Source organism: Pedobacter aquatilis (assembly GCF_030409415.1).
Taxonomy (GTDB): Bacteria; Bacteroidota; Bacteroidia; order Sphingobacteriales; family Sphingobacteriaceae; genus Pedobacter; species Pedobacter aquatilis.
In genome coordinates this window covers 215,156-234,711 of sequence record NZ_JAUFPW010000035.1, presented here as the reverse complement: position 1 = coordinate 234,711, position 19,556 = coordinate 215,156, and the positions used below count along the sequence as shown (strand labels likewise).

Genomic DNA, 19,556 nt, shown 5'->3' with positions numbered 1-19,556 from the left:
CTAAATTAATTTTAATATAAACATAATTACGCTACGTAAACTCACAATCATCACGATAATCCCAACGGCAACCATTATGGTCTTTGCCGAAATTTTATTCGAAACCCTTGCTGCAATTGGCGATGCAACTGCACTACCAATAATTAAGCCTAAAACGGCTTCCCAATGTTTGCCACCTAACATGGTAAAAAAAGTAAGCGAACTTAAGGTTGCAATAAAAAAACGACTAATTTTTACTGTACCTAAAGAAAATAAGGGATGGCGACCGCCTGCAATTAAACTTGATAATACGATTGAACCCCAACCACCACCAAAAGCTGCATCAATAAAGCCTCCTACGAAACCTAACAAACCAATCTTCTTAATTTTTTCGTTGCTTTTTTTCCTTTTTATGTTAAATGCCTTGGTTAAAATTACACCGCCTAAAAATAAGGTGTAAATCCCTACAATTGGTTTTACATAAGAACTGTAATGCTCTAAAGAGGATAAAATATAGGCACCCAAAACTGCACCAACAATGGCTGGAATTATCAAGATTTTGAACAGTTTCCAGTTCACATTTCCCATTTTATAATGCATCCAACCTGCAATACCATTGCTCATTACTTCAGAAATATGAATGGCCATACTTGCCGATGCGGGCGGTAAACCCATGGCCAATGAAAATGAAGCAGTGGTTACACCGTACGACATTCCGATTGCGCCATCCACTAAAGCAAATAAAAATCCTGCACCTAAAAACCAATAAAATAATGGGTCGATGTTAATTAAAAAGACTTGAAATTCGGGTTCAGTATTCCAAAGTGAAAAACCAATTGCACCAACAAGCAAAATTGAAGCGACCCAAATTAACCATTTAATATTTCGCTCTGCGAAACTTTTACGTGGGTTAATTAAGCTTTGCGTTACCTTATTTAGCTTTTTAACCTTTGCCGAAAAATCGCCATTTAATGTTTGGCGTAAGGCGCTCATATTTTGCAAAGTTTCATCCAGCTCTGCTGGCAAACCCTCATTCAAAATTTGTTTTAATCGCTTTGCGATGGTTGGCGATTTACCATTAGTTGAAATCGCAATTTTTAAATCACCTCGTTGAACGATAGAACCCAAATAGAAATCGCACAAATCAGGTTTGTCTGCCACGTTAATAAGTAATCCTTTATCATGGGTTACCGCTCTGATTTCTTCATTTAAAATATCGTTGTTGGTTGCCGCAAAAACAATGTCGATATTTTCCAAATCGGTAACATCGAAACTTTTTTGCTTCACTTTTATTTGAGGATAATTTGCGATAAGCGCATAAACCTCTGGAGAAACCATTTCTGCAACGATGGTAATTTTAGCCTGATGGCTATTATTAACAATTGCCGTTAACTTTTCAAGGCCGATATTTCCCGCCCCAATTAATAATGTACGCAGCTTATTCAGCTTTACAAAAACTGGAAAAAGCTGATTTCCGTTCTCCTCTTGGGAGAAAGCCGCTTCATTATTAGCTTGGTTAGGCAATACTTGCATATTGTTTTACTAATTTTTTAAAGGATGGATGTAAAGAAACCACTTCACCAAAAATTAAAAGCGCTGGTGCTTTTACATTTTCTTGCTGCGCCAAACCTTTGATGGTTTCAACCGTACCAATTACCAGTTTTTCTTCTTCTGAAGAACCATTTTGCACTATTGCAGCAGGTAATTTTTGTCTGCCTGCTGCCTTAAAAATTTCGACAATTTTGGATAGTTTTTTCAAGCCCATTAACACTAAAACCGTAGCATTTGATTCTGCTGCTTGATAAATATCGTTAGATACTTCGCCCGAAGTTGTTGTACCCGTAATAACCCAAAAGCTTTCGCTCAAACCACGATGTGTTACTGGAATTTGTTGCAAACCTGGTACGCCAATCGAACTCGAAATCCCTGGAATTACATCAACCGGAATGCTGTAAGATGCAGCGTAATCCAATTCTTCATATCCCCTGCCAAAAACAAATGGGTCGCCGCCTTTTAAACGCACCACATGACCATAGTTTAAGGCATAATCAATCATCAATTTATTAATGGTTTCTTGTGGATAAGAGTGTTCGCCAGAACGTTTTCCAACATAAACTTTTATAGCATCTGCTGGTGCATGTTCTAACAAGGCCTCATTCGTTAAAGCATCGTACAATACCACATCAGCAGCCTGCAAAGCCTTAACACCTTTCAGTGTAAGTAAATCTGGATCGCCAGGACCAGCGCCTAAAAGGGTAATTTTTGATTCTTTATATTGATTAATCATGTTTTTCTTAATTATTGAGTTTTGAATGAGTGATTGAGTGAATGTTTTTTACCTCCGATTCCTTATCATTCTCTCATTCTAAATTCTATCATTCACTAATTTTCTCATTCCTTTTCAACTTAATCTGATTTAAGAACGTTTCTGCCTGATTGAAATAACGGTTTGCAAATTCCTCAGTTGGTTCGTTTTTATTGATTTGAAGTACCAAATCTGAAAAGTTTGTTGGCAAATTAAATTCTCCTGTTTCAACGTAGTGATTATCAAACTCTCTGATTACACCAACCTGAGTGCTACTATTTACGCCTTTATCTAAAAGCAACGATTTTGCGGCGCTAACAAAAGTTGAATAAGTATGATAAATTGCATCAGCATAAGCGCCTTTTTTTAGGTTTTGCTTCGCCCAACCAAATTTTTCATCCGCCTCTAAAAGCAATGTAGCCACTAAATCAATTACAACACCCGCACATTCGCCAACGCCAATCGCAGTTACAAACTCCTCTGCATGGCCCCAGTCTACAAACTCTTCCTGTTGAAGATTCGTTAAATCGGCCAATGGTTTTAATAATTGATAAAAATGGTCTTTACCCTTTCTATCATAATATTGATGGAAATTTTCGTTTTCCTCGTTATTGGCTTTAAAATCATTTAAAATGAAGTGCAAAACACTTGTTGCTCTTTTCGATGGTACTTTAATCACCCGTTCTGCAACACGACCAACACCGTTTCCAACTGTACCGCCGCCCAACATTACTTGTACCGCAGGAACAACTTTACCTTCTGCCTTTACCGAACTGCCATGAAAACCAATTTCTGCCAACCCATGCTGACCGCAAGAATTCATACAGCCGCTGATTTTGATTTTGATGTTTTTCTCGTAGATAAATTCTGGAAAATCGGTATAGATCACATCTTCCAAAACCTCGGCTAAAGTCATGGAATTTGAAATGCCCAGATTACAAGTATCCGTTCCTGGGCAAGTGGTAATATCTGCCAAGCTATCGAAACCAGCAGTTGTAAACCCAATTTTATTTAAAGCTGCATATAATGATGGCAAAGCTTCTTTTCGAACAAATTTTAACAGTAAACCTTGGTTTTGTGTAACCCTGATTTCATCAGCAACATAAGGTTTAATGGCATCGACAAAAGCCCTGGCTTTATCGGTTTTAATATCACCAACCTGAACTTTCACATAAACTGAATAAAAATCAGCTTGCTTCTGCTCTACAACATTAGTGGCAAACCAATGTTTGTAATGTGTTTCATTCAGAATTTCAACCTCGCCAAAGTTTTGCTCAGTTGGCAGTTCTGGTTGCGGTACAGTTTCTCTATCTATTTTATACGTTTTTACCTTATTGGCAATGCGTTCTTCGGCTACTAAACGTAAAACTTCTTCCAAACCTAATTTCTGTACTAAATATTTTAATCGAGCTTTGTTTCGATTACTACGTTCGCCATAACGGTCGAAAACACGTAAAACTGATTCTGTAAAAGGAATCAACTGGTCTTCATGTAAAAACTCGTGTATCGCGTTAGCTAAAAAGGGTTGTGCGCCTAAACCACCAGCAAATAAAACCTTAAAACCACGTTCGCCATTTTCGTTAATTTTTGGGATAAAACCTAAATCGTGAATGTAACTGAAGGCAGTATCTTTATCGCTTGAGGAGAAAGAAATTTTAATCTTTCTACCCATTTCCTGACAAATTGGGTTACGCAAAAAGTATTTAAAAACCGCTTGTGCATAAGGCGAAACATCAAATGGTTCATCTTTATCAATTCCTGAATTTGGCGATGCCGTTACGTTGCGAACCGTGTTTCCACAAGCTTCACGTAAGGTAATATCATCTTGTTCTAACTTCGCCCAAAGTTCTGGGGTTTTATCTAAACTGACATAGTGCAATTGTATATCCTGACGCGTAGTAAGATGCAAATTACCACTTCCATACTCATCGGCAATATCGGCAATGCGCAATAATTGCTTAAACGTAACTTTACCAAAAGGCAGTTTAATGCGAATCATTTGTACGCCTGGTTGCCTTTGGCCGTAAACGCCGCGGGCTAAACGTAAGCTTCTAAATTTCTCATCGTGAATGGTTCCATCGCGAAAAGCCTTAATCTTATTCTCTAAATCGATAATGTCCTGCTCGACAATATTGTTTTCGAGTTCTGTTCTGAAACTTTGCATATGTGTTGTTAGCTTTATTCAAAAAATGCTTCCCTATTTACTGAGAAGCATTTCAATATTTTATACCTAAAAATTACTAAATACCCTCTTCTACTGTGTTTTATAACAACAGCACATCATTTGAGCGAAAACATTTTTAGGTGCAAATTTGAAGTTCATCCGTCAAATATATAAAGTATATAGAAATAGTAGTAATTTATTTTAAAAAAATTGCTTATTTGTTGATAAATAAGCAAATTCAGTATTAATTGTTGTTTATGCCTAGCTTCAAAGTATCTTCCCTACCAATAACATCTGCTATGCTGGTTTCACTTAAAACCTTAAGTGTTGCATCTCTTACATCAATAAATGCGCTTCTGATGCCACAAGTTTTTTCATCTTCACACTCATCACACTTGTGGTAAAAGTTTAAACTTGCGCAAGGCACCATTGCAATTGGTCCATCTGTAACACGCATAACCTGAACCAAAAGAATATCTTCAGGTTTTTTGTTTAGGCTGTAACCACCTCCTGCTCCTTTTTTACTATAAAGGAAACCAGCATTTCGCAAATCGAGCAGAATTTGCTCTAAGAATTTTTTAGGAATATGCTCCTCCTCCGCAATCTTTGATATTTGCATAGGTGGTTTTTCTACGTTTTTACCAAGCGCAACAAGTGCTTTAATGGCGTATTTAGTCTTTTTAGATAGCATATATCATACAAAGCTAATAAATTAAGTATAATTTTAAAATGTACAAAATAATTGCAATTTCTTTGCTAATTACAATATATATAATTTGCTTAAATTATAATATCTTTGTAGATTAAATTTTACAAAGTGCTAAAAAGCATTAAGATATTAAATTTACGTAGTAGAAAAATCAGTTTAGAATCTAAACTCTTTGCTGTTTTATGCCTTTGTGTAACAATAGTGTCTTTCATGTCAATTGTAATGAATATTATATTACAATTAGCTTGGATTATCAACCTAACCATCCTTTTTAATATAGTTGTACACTTAACTTTCTATTACTTTGCGGTTAATGATAAAGTAAAGGAATGTGGTCGTTTTTGGTATTTTATTTTTAACTGTGCTACAATGCTTCCGGCATGGTTTTTAAATGGTGGTTCTATGGGTTCTACTCCCATATTTTTGATATTTTATTTAAGCATTGCCACACTATCTTTATCAAAAAAATACAGGATAAAATTTATAGTTATTTTCTTCAGCATTGCTGTAAGCTGTGTTTTAATCGAATATTATTATCCACAATTAGTAGTTCCATACCCTAGCGAGCACGAAAGAAAATTGGATATTCTATTTGCTTTCCTTAACATGTCTTTCATGATGATTTTTATGCTGGTAGTGTACAGAAAGGTAACAGAATATGAACGTTTTCTGTTGTTAAAAAGTAAGCAGCGCTTAGAAACATCACAACAAGAGCTTATCATCACTAAAGAAGAAGCAGAAGCTGCAACTAAAGCAAAATCAAGGTTTTTAACCAGCATGAGCCACGAAATTAGAACGCCTTTAAATGGAATAATTGGTGCGTCAGAACTGTTGAAGTTAACCAAACTTGATGAAGAACAGTTACAATTGCTAAACACTTTGCAGGCAAGTAATAGCATAATGGTTGATATTGTTAACGATTTACTAGATATTTCGCGGATTGAGGCAAACAAGATGGACATTCTGAAAAACCCTTTCGATGTTAGAAAATCGATAGCTGATATTGAGAATATCGTTCGTCCGTTGCTAAAAAATAAAAATCTAAACTTCAGTTTTACTATTGATGACAATTTACCTAAAAAGATAATAGCTGACGAGATAAAATTTAAACAAGTAATTATTAAACTCTTAAGCAATTCTATTAAATTTACTAAAGAAGGTTACATTACGTTACAACTCAAGTTTGTGAATAACGAAGGTATTAGTATGATAACTTCTATAATTAAGGATACTGGAATTGGAATTGACCAGCAAGACATGAAGAAGCTATTCTTACCATTTTCCCAAGCTAACCCATATATAGCCCGAGAATTTGGTGGTGCTGGTTTAGGTTTGGTAATTTGTAGAAAATTAGCAGAAATGATGGGTGGAGATATTGCAGCATTAAGTACGAAAGGAAAAGGTTCTATCTTTACCTTCAAAATGCCGTTTGAGAAGCATCTATTGAACACTGAAATTAGCAACAGCATCATAAATCCTGTTAAAAACTCTATTCCAGTCGCCGGCATGAAAGTCTTAATTGCTGAGGATAATGTTTTTAATCAAATCATAACATCAAAAATGTTGCTTAAATCTGGTTATAAATATTCGGTTGCCAACAATGGATTAGAAGCTATTAAAAAAATTAAAGATGAATTTTTTAATATTATATTGATGGATATGCAAATGCCAGAGCTTGATGGCGTTTCTGCAACACTTCAAATTTTAAAGAGTTACGAAGATAAAAACGAAACCGCCCCTATAATAATTGGCTGCAGCGCTAACGCAATGGAAGAGGATAAAAAAGAATGCTTAAACGCCGGAATGAGGGATTTTATAGCCAAACCATTTACTTTTGATGATTTAAAAAATATAATGTTTAAGTGGACAAAAGCTGAAAACGAACATTACAATTAATCACACTTTAGTCAAAAAAGCCTAATCACAGCAACTTATTATTCTTTTTGTAATCTTTAGATTTACCTTGCCTGGTAATATAAATTTGATTGATGAAAAGAAAAATAAATCTTCTTCCCTTTATAATTATTTCAATACTATTTCTTTTATTAAATGGCTATATTTTAACAGGTTTAGCTGTTGTAATAAGTTCTAAAATATTAGTTCCTGTTTTTTGGGCGATAATTTTGGCTTTAACGATATCTGTTATCATTGCTATTCGAAGAATGCGCAAAAATGGTGTCGACCGCTTTTTTACTATTGCTACGCATGCTTTCTTAGTTTTATTTGTTGCAGAATTAATTTTTGCAGTCTTTCTACTAATCGGCGATGTTTATAGGTTTTTTCTGGGGATTGCAACAAATTTCGAACCTGAAGGTTTTCACTGGATAGGCAGAAATTCTAATTGGATAAATTTTTCGCTGATAATGTTTGCTTTAACAGTTCTAATGTTTATTTATGGAATTACCCGCGGTAAATATGCTTACAGAGTAATTAAACATACGTTGTATTTTGATGACTTACCAAAAGCATTTGATGGTTTTACGCTAACACAAATATCTGATGTACATGCCGGAAGTTTTACAAAACCAAATTTGTTACAAAAGGGTATAGATTTAATTAATAGTCAAAAAAGTGATTTGTTTGTATTTACCGGAGATTTAGTAAATAACTCTGCCACTGAGATAAAGCCTTACATTAATCATTTTTCGCAAATAAGAGCACCATATGGTCAATTTTCGGTTTTAGGAAACCATGATTATGGCGATTACATTAAATGGCCAACTGAGTACGATAAAACTAAGAATCTGCAACAATTAAAAGAATATCATGCAGAAATTGGCTTTAAACTTTTGCTTGATGAACACTTCGAAATTCATAAAAATGGAGAAAAAATTATTCTTGCAGGCGTAGAAAACTGGGGTATAGGATTTGGTGAGCGTGGTGATTTAAAAAAAGCACTTAACAATACAACGGATAATGATTTCAAAATTTTGCTTTCGCATGATCCTACACACTGGGAAGCTCAGGTAAAACAAAATCCATCAAAAATTCAGTTAACACTTGCAGGTCATACTCATGGTATGCAGTTCGGAATTGAAGCATTGGGAATAAAATGGAGTCCGGTTAAGTACAGGTATAAACATTGGGCCGGACTGAAAACCGAAAATGGAAGGTATTTGAACATTAACAGAGGTTTTGGATTTATTGGTTTCTCTGGCAGAATTGGTATTTGGCCAGAAATTACTGTTATAGAACTTAAAAGAAAAACGACATAAATTTATCATATAGAAATTCTATCTTCAATAAAAATTGATTTTATGAGGATACTACTTTTTTCAATTATTGCGCTATTTTTTACTCAAAAACCTACTATAGATAATGATAGAGAAAGGTGGAAACCTTATTATATTAATGTTACACCAACTAATATTGCCGAAAATTGGGTTTTACCATTCGAGGCAGATAATAGAAAGCATATTAATTCCATTAAGATCATCAGTATTTTCGGCGATCATCGAGATAGCTTTCTCAAAGGACATATTCATACAGCAATTGACATTAACCCTTCGAAACCAAAAGCTAAATTAATAAGCGTTTACCCTATGGCAAATGGCGTTGTGTGCTCCATTCATTTGGGAGAAAATCAGAAAACCATCGTGATTAAACATCGATTAAAAAATGGTCAATTTGTTTTTACCAGCTACAAACATCTTAAAGAAATATATGTAAATACCGGCCAGCAAGTAAATATTAACACCAAACTTGCCAGGCTCTTTACAAAGGAAGAGAGTAGAAAATATGGTGGCGATTATCATCATCTCCATCTAGAAATTAGAAAAAAATTTGATGATTATGGCTGCGCAAGTTGGTTAACAATGAATAACGAACAGCTTAATGATCGTTTTTACAATCCGCAAATTTTTATCAGGCAAAATGTAAAATAGGCTTTTAAGATTAACTAATTCTATCTGTTTTACTTAACTCAATAAATCACTCCCAGAAAATCAATTTTAAAATGAGCAATATAGATTTATCTAACCGTTACGAAAAAATGACCTACCGTAGAAGCGGAAATAGCGGACTAAAATTACCCGAATTATCATTAGGCTTATGGCATAACTTTGGGCATGTTAATATGCTCGAAAATAGTAAAAACTTAATTGCTACGGCTTTTAGTCATGGTATTACGCATTTTGATTTAGCGAATAATTATGGTCCGCCTCCAGGTTCTGCTGAAGAAAATTTTGGTAAAATTTTAAATGATAATTTTAAAAGCTATCGCGATGAAATGATAATATCTTCAAAAGCTGGCTACACGATGTGGGATGGCCCATATGGCGACTGGGGTTCAAAAAAATATCTTGTTTCTAGTTTAGATCAAAGTTTAAAAAGAATGAACCTTGATTATGTAGATATTTTCTACCACCATAGACCAGACCCTGAAACACCATTAGAAGAAACGATGGCAGCGCTTAGCCTAATTGTGCAACAAGGAAAGGCTTTGTATGTTGGTATTTCCAATTATCAGGCAGAAGAAGCTAATAAAGCATTCAAAATTTTAAAAGAATCTGGAACACCCTGTGTAATCCATCAGCCTAAATATTCGATGTTTGAACGCTGGGTTGAAGATGGCTTACTTGATGTTTTGGAAGAAAATGGGGTTGGATGTATTCCTTTTTCGCCATTAGCGCAGGGGCTATTAACAGATAAATATTTACATGGAATTCCGGCAGATTCTAGAGTTGCAACAAGCGGTGTATTTTTGAATGAAACAAACCTTACATCAGAAGTTTTATCAAAAATTTCAAAATTAAATGATGTTGCAAAAGGCAGAAACCAAAAACTAGCACAAATGGCAATAGCTTGGCTGCTGAAAGATAAACGTGTAACATCTGTATTAATTGGAGCAAGTAAACCCGAACAAATTACCGACTCTTTGAAAGCCTTAGAAAACGTAACCTTTAGTAATGAAGAACTCGAAAGCATTAATCAAGTATTAGCTGGACACTAAATTCAAAAAAAATAAAATTGCTAAAACCAAAATGTATAGCTAGTTGTTTCTCTATTTACGAGAAAAACCTGAAGCTATATGATAAATCAACAATTTGCAGTTAGTACTAATGAGGAGTACATTACAATCGCGGAAGAAAATGACCAAACCTATTGGGCCAATAGATTAGGCGTTAGCATTGTAACGTTAAAATCTGCTATCAGAGCCTGCAGAAGTACGGTATACAATAATGTAAAAGCGTATTTAAAAACCGTTGGTAAAACACCGAACTAAATATTACGGATTAAAAAAGAAAGGGTGAAGTTTAAAACTTCACCCTTTCTTTTTTAATCTATGTTCTCATCAGGAAATTCTTCTTTAAGCAAAGAAGTTACCTTATTTATTGTTACTTCTGTATTTCTTAATGCTTCTGGTAACGATGAGCCATCTAAACCTTCCTTCCCAATGGTTTCTATATCTCTTATAACTTTCTGCAATGAAGTAATGTTTAAATTATCAATACTTGGCTTTATTTTATGTGCTATAGCGCCCATTTGCTCGAAATCATTTTCGTGGTAAGCATCAATCATTTCTTTAACAGATAATGGCGTTTGCTCGCAAAACATATCGACCATTTTTTTAACAAAAGCTTCACGCCCTTTACTAATTTGCCTTAATGTAGATAAATCATATAAAACCTGATTTTCATCTTCTTCCATTATTTCATTGTTTGGTATATCGTTATCTTCTTGCTTAACCCATCTATCAATGGTTTTCAGGAAATCTTCTTCGTTAATTGGTTTGGTTATGTAATCGTTCATTCCCATGGATAAACACTTTTCCTTTTCGCCTTTAATTGCCGATGCAGTTAGAGCAATAATTGGGATATTATTACCCATTTTACGAATTTTCCTTGTTGTATCATATCCATTCATAACGGGCATTTGAATATCCATCAAAATCACATCGAAATTTTCCTTTTCAATCATATCAAGTGCAATTTCTCCGTTCTCTGCAACCATTACAGTAGCGCCAAAATCCAAAAGCAAAATTGAGGCTACCAACCTATTCAAATCGTTATCATCGGTAACTAAAATCTTTTTACCAAGCAAAAAATCTTCACTAAATGTAGTTTCTGCCTTTTCAGGTACATCATCTGTTTTTCCTTTTTGAAATTCTATTACAAATGCGATTGTTGTACCAGAACCTTTAACGCTATCCACAAATATCTCACCCCCCATTTGTTCAATCAATTCCTTGCAAATGCTCATTCCTAAACCAGTTCCACCATATTTACGGCTTACAGATTCATATTCCTGACTGAACTTTTCGAACAAATGTTTTACAAAAGATGCTTCCATACCGATACCGGTATCAACTACAGATATGTGGATAACCTGAGAGTTTGGTTTATCGGCAATAACCCTACAGATCAAATCAACAGAACCTTTTTCGGTAAACTTAACGGCATTTGTCATTAAGTTAAGCAACACCTGATTTAAACGATATGGGTCGCCAATTAACACTTTTGCAATACTGCCATCAAAATGGAAATTATTTAAATCCAATCCCTTTTCTTCACCTTTATGCGTAATCACCTGCATAGCATTTTGCAATACATCAATCAGGTTAAATCCAATATTTTCAAGGCTTAACTTACCTGCATCAATTTTTGAAAGATCAAGAACATCATTAATAATAACCAGTAAATTTTTTGATGCAGTATGAATAGTTTCCAGATAAAATTCTTGCTGTGGCTCGAGATTGGTTTTAGCCAATTGATTTGCCATACTCATAATGGCATTCATTGGTGTTCTAATTTCATGGCTCATATTAGCCAAAAATGTTTCTTTAGATTGAGCCGATTGTTCTGCCTCAACCCTTGCATCAACCAATTCCAATTCTTGGTTCTTTTTATCTGTAATATCTAAATGAATACCGATTGAACCAGCAAGTTCAGCTTTATCATTATACCTTGGAGCCCCGCTACTTAACCACCATTTTTTATTACCTTTTTTATCTCTGGTTTCAACCTCATAAGCATCAGCTAAGCCCTTTTCAATACTCTTCCATTTTTCCTTTTCACTTTCTAATCTTCCCTCTGGCAAAAACAATTCTGATGCGCTTTTGCCAATTAATTCGGGCATCGCATAACCACTCATGTAACAAAAACTGTTATTTGCATATGTGATATGACCATTGTTATCAATTTCAAGCAAGCCAAGTTTCATGTTAGCTAAAATGCTTCGATATTTTTCTTCGTTAATTCTTAACGATTCTTCTACACTTTTGCGTTCTGTAATATCAGACATAAAACCAGTGAATACCTTTGCTTTATTATCCGGATCAGTATATGAATAAGATGAGTGTACTGCATACCATCGGGCGCTCAAACCCGGTATAGTGATTTCAGTTTCATCATAAAAAGGCTCCAAAGTATTTCTGCTATGTTGCTGCTTTTCGTTAATCCTTTGTTGATCTTTGGGTGTTATGTATTTCTGATTCCAAAAATCATCGGCTGTAATGCCAAATACGCGTTCAATTGCTGGGCTAATGTATCTTAATCCATCAGTACCATCTTCCCGGTATTCATATTCATAAATTACACCCGGAATGTTCTCAGAAAGAGATTTAAATTGTTTTACTCTTTGTTCGAGTTCTTGCTCTGTTCTTTTAATAGGAGTAATGTCTGTATGCGTGCCAACCACTCTTAGCGGTCGACCGTTTTCATCCTTCTCTATTACTACACCACGATCTAGAACCCATTTAATATCACCATTTTTATGCAATATCCTATATTCTTCGCTGTGCGAATCAATTCTACCACGACGATATTTTTTAAAGTTATCTACCAGAAGGTGAAAATCATCTTTATGTACCCTATCCCACCAATTAGATTCGCTTTCTGCTAATTCATTATCTGTATAGCCCCAAAAATCATTATTTGTTTTGGAGAAAAAAGTTTTCCCTGTTATAAAATCATGTTCCCAAACATTTCCGATTTTTTCAAGTGCAAGTCTGAAGCGATTTTCAGAATCCTTTAAAAGTTCTTGGGCTGCTTTTTCAACGGTAATATCTTCGATTAGAGCAAAAAAACCGGTAAGTTCTCCATTTTGGTTATTAATTGGTTGCCCTTTAATACGTGCCCAATACGGTTTTCCAGATTTTGAATAATTATAAATATCTGCATTAAATGATTCGCCTTTAGATACCTGCTTATTTAGATAATCAAGTGTGGTTTGACTTGTAGAAGGTCCGTGTAAAAGATATTCTGGTTTTCTTCCGATAGCTTCATCAAAAGAATAACCCGTCATATTAGTAAAACTCTGATTTACCCAGGTAATTAAATCAGTAGCATCTGTAATAATTACTGTATTTGTATTTACTTCGGCAATCTGCGATAATATTAATAGCTGTTCTCTTTGCTCTCTGGTTGTAAATTTAACTTCACCATCGGTAGATTTAGATTCGGTAATTAAACTCCCAGTAAATAATAGCCATCCATCATCTTTACCAATTTCTAAATATCCTGTAATGGTTTTATTTAAATCGAAAATAGTTTTAACGTTTAATAGCTGATTATTTAAAGACATTAAATCTTCAAAGCTTAAATTTTGAAGGTTCTTATCGTTGATAATAAAATTTTGAATAAAAGACTGACCAATAAGATTTTGATTTAGTTCTACTAATCTACTACCGCAATCGTTTATAATTAAATCTTTATCAATAACTATATGGTAAGGAAATAACCTATTGAGTTGGTCTTTATTAAATGAAAAAAGGGATGACGTCATGCTATTCAACAATAGTTTATTTGAGCGTTAGAAATAGAGCGTTTTATTAATTGTTTGAAAAGAAAAAAGTCAAACTAGAATTATTAAATTTCAAAAAATTAAAAGATTAAATATATAGCTTTAAAAATTAAAAAAATATTTCGTTAGCATTTTTTACATTGTAATTAATAGGCAAAAAAACATTTTTACCGGTTTCGTCAAAAAAAAAAATCAAAATAATTACCAAAAGCACTACAAAAGTGTTGCCGATTCATTTTTCATAACAAAAAAGTCGCTGTAAATTATTTTGATAAAAATTCAATTGGTTATTCCTTATGTTTTCTTTATTATTGCAGAATAACATCACCCTAAAATACCTAAAACTATAGTTATCTGAAAACATAGTGAACCTATCATTATTTCAGTTTTTTATAGTACTTACCATTTTATTAATGATGTTATTAAATTAATTTTTAAATCAGAACTAATAAATAAAGAAGAAAAAATCAACCGCTCACTCTAAATTAAAGGCTACAATTCTTTTTATTAAAAAAAGCATAACTTAAATTATTATGTTTTTGCTAGTTGTTAGCTTAACAAATAAATAAAAATAACTAAAACCTTATTCTCGGTTTTTACGTATTAAACACCGAGGTTTTAAATTATGCAATCCTAAAAAAATGAGTTTATCAGGTTCCAGAACAATAAAAATATTAATCGTTGAAGATGACGTTTTTATGCAGGCAATACTGGAGGAAATTTTAAGTTCTGCTTACGAAATTGAAACAAGTTCAAATGGTATGGATGCGTTGGCATTTATGCAAAATGGAAATATTCCTGATTTAATTATCGCCGACTTAAATACGCCAAAACTTAATGGCTTAGAATTAATAGAACAAGTAAAAGTTAGCGATTTCTTTAATTCTGTTCCAATATTAATACTTTCTGGTGAAGAAAGTTCTGACAAGCGAATAAAATGCCTTGACGCTGGAGCTGATGATTTTGTTGTAAAACCATTTAATCCGGCTGAGTTAGAAGCAAGAATTAGAGTTGTTTTAAGAAGAATGGGTAAGTTGAGTGCTTAATAATTATGAGTGAAGGAATTTACGCTCCGCCTGGTAAACCAATAATTGCCTTAGTTGGCTTCGAAGATGCCTTTGCAGATATGTTTGCAAACTGCAATTTTGGAGAGAAGGAACTTATTCATTTCGAAAATGGGATGAAAATGGTATCAGCATGGAACGACCAAAACTTAAACATTACTGCAATAGTTTCTTATAGTGAGATTATGGCTCCTGCCGGATTAGCATTGGTTGAAACGTTAAAGAAAAGGGATTTATCAATTGTTCCATTTTTTCTGGTTGTTAACTATTTTAATCCCAACCTTAGGAAGTTAGCACTATCTGCAGGAATATCTGATGTATTTAGAATCCCTTTAAAGATAAATAGAATTGAGAAACGAATTAATTTCTTAATTGATAATTGGAATGAATTAAAAGACAGTATAAAATCTGAAGTTCCGCCAATAAAAAATATAGGTTTTGCAAAACGTGTATTTGATGTGTTTTTCGCCAGTATGGCACTTTTCTTTCTATCTCCGTTATTTTTAATTATTTATATTTTAATTAAACTGGAATCCAAAGGTCCGGTATTTTATTATTCGCTTAGAGCTGGGACAGGTTTTAAGGTATTTAAGTTTTATAAATTCCGTTCGATGTTTGTTAATGCAGATCAACGCATTAAAGATTTAAAACACTTAAACCAGTACAATATCGATTCGGCAACTAAAGCCGAAGAAGATACCGTGATTCGTGAAAGCTTATGTAATCAATGTGCTGCTGAAGGCAAATGTCAGTATCCACTTTATGCTGATAACATACAATGGTGCGAGAAAGACTTTAAATATTCTAAACTAGCAAATTCGGGTTCGGCATTTTTCAAAATCAAAAACGACCCAAGAATTACCAAGGTTGGTAATTTTATAAGAAATACGAGTATAGATGAGCTTCCTCAGCTTTGGAATGTTATAATTGGCGATATGAGTATTGTAGGGAACAGGCCATTGCCTCTTTACGAAGCAGAAAAGTTAACTACGGATAAATATGTTCTTCGTTTTGCAGCACCAGCAGGAATTACTGGCTTATGGCAGGTAGAAAAACGTGGTAAAGGTGAGATGAGTGAAGATGAACGCTTAATGCTCGACAATACTTATGCTCAACAGCAAAGTTTTAAAAATGATATCAAACTGATTTTTAAAACAATACCTGCTCTTTTCCAAAAAGAAAACGTGTAAAAACTCGTATTATTCGCCAGTAGCCAACTGAATATCAACTGCTACTAACCCCGCATCTGTTAATTTAATATTGAAATTTACATCGGCACCCTTTATATTATAAAATAAAGAATCGCCTAGTGTGAAAGGAATTTCTTGTTCATTCTCGTCAGTGATTAATCCTGAACCATCGTTATTAATTGATGTTATTTTACCTTTTCTAAGCATTAAGGATGAAAGTCTATTTTTTAAAAACAATAATGTTCTGCAATAATATAAATTTCTGTATAATTAATTCGTATAATTCAAAATACATTTAACAACTTTTTTGAGTAATTTTTTTAACAAAAAAGCAGGGTTAAATACCCTGCTCTAAACCAAACCAACATTGTTTTATGTACTATTTCTTAATAACTTTAAATTCGGTTCTTCTATTTTTAGCTCTACCATCAGGATTGTCTTTGCCATTCTTTAATTTATTGGCTGAAATAGGTACACGTTCTCCATATCCTTTCGATGACATTCGATTCTCTGCAATACTTTTACTAGCCAGATAATTTAAGCAAGATTTTGCTCTCCTTTCTGATAAATCTTGGTTGTACGCGTCTGTTCCAATATCATCTGTGTGAGCACCTAATTCAATTTCCATTTCAGGATTATCTTCCATAATTGCGACCAAAGCATCAAGTGTTTTTTGCGACGATGGAGTTAGTTCGGCGCTATTAAATTCGTAGTAAATGTTTTCAAGAACAATTGGAACATTGATTTTGAATGAATTAATGCAATAATCTACGTTCATTAACGTGTCTGCCTTTGCTACTTCCTCGTAGCTATAATTTTTATTAAGGGCAAAGTAATTATCTTTTGATATATTAAGTTTAATAGGTCTTCTGCTATCGATTTTAAACTCATACCTACCATTTACATCTGTTATAATGCTTTTTTGGATATCCTGGTCAATCATCTTAACAGAAACGCCTGCTAATGGTTTTTTAGTTTTGCAATCGCTAATGATTCCGTTAATCGAAATATATTCTCTTTTAACTTCAAATATTTCCAAGCAGCAGGCCGATTCTCTGTCAGAACTTATGTATCCTTTACTTGCATCAGCATTAATTGCAGTAAAATAGAGATCATCTTTTGAAGAGTTAAATGGATAGCCCATATTAACTGGAGTAGTCCAATTAATAAAATCTCCTTCCGATTCAAAGAAATCTAAACCGCCAAATCCGACTCTCCCATCGGTACTAAAAAGCAATTTACGGGTTAGAGTATTATAATATGGAGCCTTTTCATCAGCTTCTGTATTAATTTCTGGTCCTAAATTAACAGGTTGACCTACCGAACCGTCTGTCCGGATTGAAGCGTACCATAAATCATATTTTCCAAAGCCTCCGCTCCTATCCGATGAAAAAATCAAAAATTTACCATCGCTAGTAACAAATGGTTGTGCAGAATTAAATTCCTTCTCATTAATTTGTAGACCTAATGGGATTGGGTTAGCCCACTTATCTCCATCTTTTTTAGATTGATAAATGGCATATTTTTCCTTGTCCTTCCATGCTGTAAAATAGGCGATATTACCTTCAGGATTAAAGCTTATTGCTGCTGTTTCCATATCCTTAGGCAAATTTAAATCAAGTGCCTTAACCGAAATGTCAGAAGAGTTTAAATCATCCTTAGCAAAATAAATATTATTTATAAAAGGGTTAGCCTTCGTACTTACAACTGTTTCACCTTTTACAGCTTTTATAACCTCAGTTTTCCCTGTAACGGCAACAGGTCTTGAAGATGTGTAAAAGAATTCACTACTACGCTTAACGGCAGCATAGTTTGAACCCAAACCATTGATTTTTTCCGGAACTCGTTGAAGTTGCAATAATCTTGGATAACGCATTTCTTGGATCGCAAACTTGCACGATAGAATTTCCAGATTGGCAGCTTTTACTAAATCATCACTTTTATTTTTTGCTATAAATTGTTCGAATGCTGTAATTGCTTGCGGAAATTTTTTATTAGCCCTTAAACTCTCTGCATAGTAAAATAAAGCATTTTTATATTTTGGTTTTCCGAATGTGCTGGCTACAGCGTAGTATTTTTCTGCTTCTAAAAAATTTCGATATAACCTACTCGATTCAGCCAGATTAAATATAGAACCTTCGTAATCTTCGATTAAATTGTCTTTTATATTTTGCTTATTCTCGTTTGTGTAAGGCAGTACAACCTGTGAACTATCAGAGCTTATCTTCAACGCTTTTTTATAAAACGTTGATGCAGCATAATAATCCTTATTTTGAAAATATGCATCTGCAACTTTTTTATAATTAACAACATATTGTGCGTTTGTTGTTAAGCTACTAATGAAAACGGCTACCAGTATGATTAATTTTTTCATATTTTTCTTTTATAAACGAGGACAGAAAAAGTTTGGACCAATAATTCCATTCCTTCCAATTAGAGAAATGGACAACTCTAAGCCACCATTGCTATTAGATGCTCGTTGGAAAGAGGAAGTATTAATATCATAGCTCAATCCAAAAACCATATTTTTAAATTGTAAGCCTACAAATGCTATTGCTGCGTCTTTTATGCGATAATTTCCCCCGAAAAGTATATTTGATTGATTGTTAAGCATAAGTTGACCATAGCCGCCTAACGATATTTCTCGGGTATTTCCCTGATACATAAATAGTGCATTTGGTACTACGTCAAAAATCTCAGATGCCCTTATCCTGGCTCCACCATGTGCTGTGAAACGAATTGGAGTACGCAAACTATTTCCAGAAAACCGTTCGACCGGGCGATTAAGGTGAGCTGCGCTAAAACCAGCAAAAACATTAACATTTTGGTTAGGATTTCCATCAAAATACATCACTCCGGCATTTACATCAGGAACAAATGATGATGTTGAAGAAAACATTTCTCCACTCATCATTCCACCGTCATAACCGCCTACGGGATTAAATTGATTACCAAAACGGGCTTGAGAAAGATCGAAACTTCTATTTACAAAACCTGCCTGCAAACCAAAACTTATCATTTGCAAACCTTCCAAACCAAAACGTAATCGATATGAACCGGAAACCAAAGCAGTAAGATAATTAAAATCTAACTCCCCTGCTCTCTGATTCAAAATGGTTGCGCCAAAGGCGAAGTTTTTAGTTGGTGCAACATCAAAAGATGCTCCACCAGTTAAAAATGAATTGGAAAGCGCACCCCATTGCTGTTTAAAATTAACTGATGCACGATAGTCGCCATCGATAACACCAGTAAGTGCTGGGTTTAGCCATAGTGGATATGCATAGTATTGCGAAAAATGTGGATCTGTTTGAGCATTAACCTTTAAAACGAAACTGCACAAAGCAAATACAATAATATATAGTTTTACTGACGATAATATTTTCATGGTATCTTATTTTAACTG

The 19,556-nt window shown here is 34.0% G+C and carries 15 protein-coding genes; 7 read left to right on the top strand and 8 right to left on the bottom strand.

The features are described from left to right. The 4 genes from QWY86_RS17940 to QWY86_RS17925 form a co-directional block, all read right to left on the bottom strand. Entirely contained in the window at window positions 1-1,512 is a 1,512-nt protein-coding gene (locus QWY86_RS17940; protein ID WP_290244098.1) for a TSUP family transporter, read from the bottom strand. Further along, a complete protein-coding gene (cobA, locus tag QWY86_RS17935; RefSeq protein WP_290244096.1) occupies window positions 1,496-2,266 on the bottom strand; it encodes a uroporphyrinogen-III C-methyltransferase in 771 nt (256 codons plus the stop codon). Before cobA ends, QWY86_RS17940 begins: the two co-directional genes overlap by 17 nt. 88 nt (window positions 2,267-2,354) lie before the next feature. Further along, on the bottom strand, window positions 2,355-4,448 hold the full coding sequence (locus QWY86_RS17930) for a ferredoxin-like domain-containing protein (RefSeq protein WP_290244095.1): 2,094 nt from the start codon (window positions 4,446-4,448) through the stop codon (window positions 2,355-2,357). Between the two features lie 244 nt (window positions 4,449-4,692). After that, window positions 4,693-5,139, bottom strand: a complete 447-nt coding sequence (locus QWY86_RS17925) for an RrF2 family transcriptional regulator (protein WP_290244094.1) — start codon at window positions 5,137-5,139, stop codon at window positions 4,693-4,695. Window positions 5,140-5,379: 240 nt separating this feature from the next. On the opposite strand from QWY86_RS17925, the gene QWY86_RS17920 reads away from it, so the two are divergent. The 5 genes from QWY86_RS17920 to QWY86_RS17900 all read left to right on the top strand — a co-directional run bounded on the left by QWY86_RS17920 (window position 5,380) and on the right by QWY86_RS17900 (window position 10,381). Further along, on the top strand, window positions 5,380-7,053 hold the full coding sequence (locus QWY86_RS17920; RefSeq protein ID WP_290244093.1) for an ATP-binding protein: 1,674 nt from the start codon (window positions 5,380-5,382) through the stop codon (window positions 7,051-7,053). Between the two features lie 92 nt (window positions 7,054-7,145). After that, complete coding sequence (locus QWY86_RS17915) at window positions 7,146-8,372, top strand: metallophosphoesterase (RefSeq protein WP_290244091.1); 1,227 nt, start codon at window positions 7,146-7,148, stop codon at window positions 8,370-8,372. 42 nt (window positions 8,373-8,414) lie between these two features. Further along, entirely contained in the window at window positions 8,415-9,041 is a 627-nt protein-coding gene (locus QWY86_RS17910) for a M23 family metallopeptidase (RefSeq protein WP_290244089.1), read from the top strand. Window positions 9,042-9,112: 71 nt separating this feature from the next. Continuing rightward, window positions 9,113-10,108 (top strand): L-glyceraldehyde 3-phosphate reductase, encoded by a 996-nt coding sequence (mgrA, locus tag QWY86_RS17905; RefSeq protein ID WP_290244087.1) that lies wholly within the window; start codon window positions 9,113-9,115, stop codon window positions 10,106-10,108. A gap of 78 nt (window positions 10,109-10,186) precedes the next feature. Then, window positions 10,187-10,381, top strand: coding sequence for a hypothetical protein (locus QWY86_RS17900; RefSeq protein ID WP_290244086.1), 195 nt, complete (start codon window positions 10,187-10,189; stop codon window positions 10,379-10,381). A gap of 53 nt (window positions 10,382-10,434) precedes the next feature. Here QWY86_RS17900 and QWY86_RS17895 read toward each other — a convergent pair whose 3' ends face one another. After that, a complete protein-coding gene (locus QWY86_RS17895; protein ID WP_290244085.1) occupies window positions 10,435-13,881 on the bottom strand; it encodes a PAS domain S-box protein in 3,447 nt (1,148 codons plus the stop codon). Between the two features lie 659 nt (window positions 13,882-14,540). Here QWY86_RS17895 and QWY86_RS17890 point away from each other — a divergent pair. Together QWY86_RS17890 and QWY86_RS17885 are read left to right on the top strand one after the other, a co-directional pair. Continuing rightward, window positions 14,541-14,945 carry a response regulator transcription factor gene (locus tag QWY86_RS17890; protein ID WP_290244083.1) on the top strand — a complete coding sequence of 135 codons (405 nt, stop codon included), beginning with the start codon at window positions 14,541-14,543 and terminating at the stop codon, window positions 14,943-14,945. Window positions 14,946-14,950: 5 nt separating this feature from the next. Continuing rightward, window positions 14,951-16,153: a sugar transferase gene (locus QWY86_RS17885; protein WP_290244082.1), complete on the top strand. Its 1,203-nt coding sequence runs from the start codon at window positions 14,951-14,953 to the stop codon at window positions 16,151-16,153. A gap of 9 nt (window positions 16,154-16,162) precedes the next feature. Here QWY86_RS17885 and QWY86_RS17880 read toward each other — a convergent pair whose 3' ends face one another. The 3 genes from QWY86_RS17880 to QWY86_RS17870 all read right to left on the bottom strand — a co-directional run bounded on the left by QWY86_RS17880 (window position 16,163) and on the right by QWY86_RS17870 (window position 19,538). Then, complete coding sequence (locus QWY86_RS17880) at window positions 16,163-16,360, bottom strand: hypothetical protein (protein ID WP_290244081.1); 198 nt, start codon at window positions 16,358-16,360, stop codon at window positions 16,163-16,165. A gap of 172 nt (window positions 16,361-16,532) precedes the next feature. Then, window positions 16,533-18,527: an OmpA family protein gene (locus QWY86_RS17875; protein ID WP_290244079.1), complete on the bottom strand. Its 1,995-nt coding sequence runs from the start codon at window positions 18,525-18,527 to the stop codon at window positions 16,533-16,535. Between the two features lie 9 nt (window positions 18,528-18,536). After that, window positions 18,537-19,538, bottom strand: coding sequence for a PorP/SprF family type IX secretion system membrane protein (locus QWY86_RS17870; RefSeq protein ID WP_290244078.1), 1,002 nt, complete (start codon window positions 19,536-19,538; stop codon window positions 18,537-18,539). Between the last annotated feature and the right edge of the window lie 18 nt (window positions 19,539-19,556).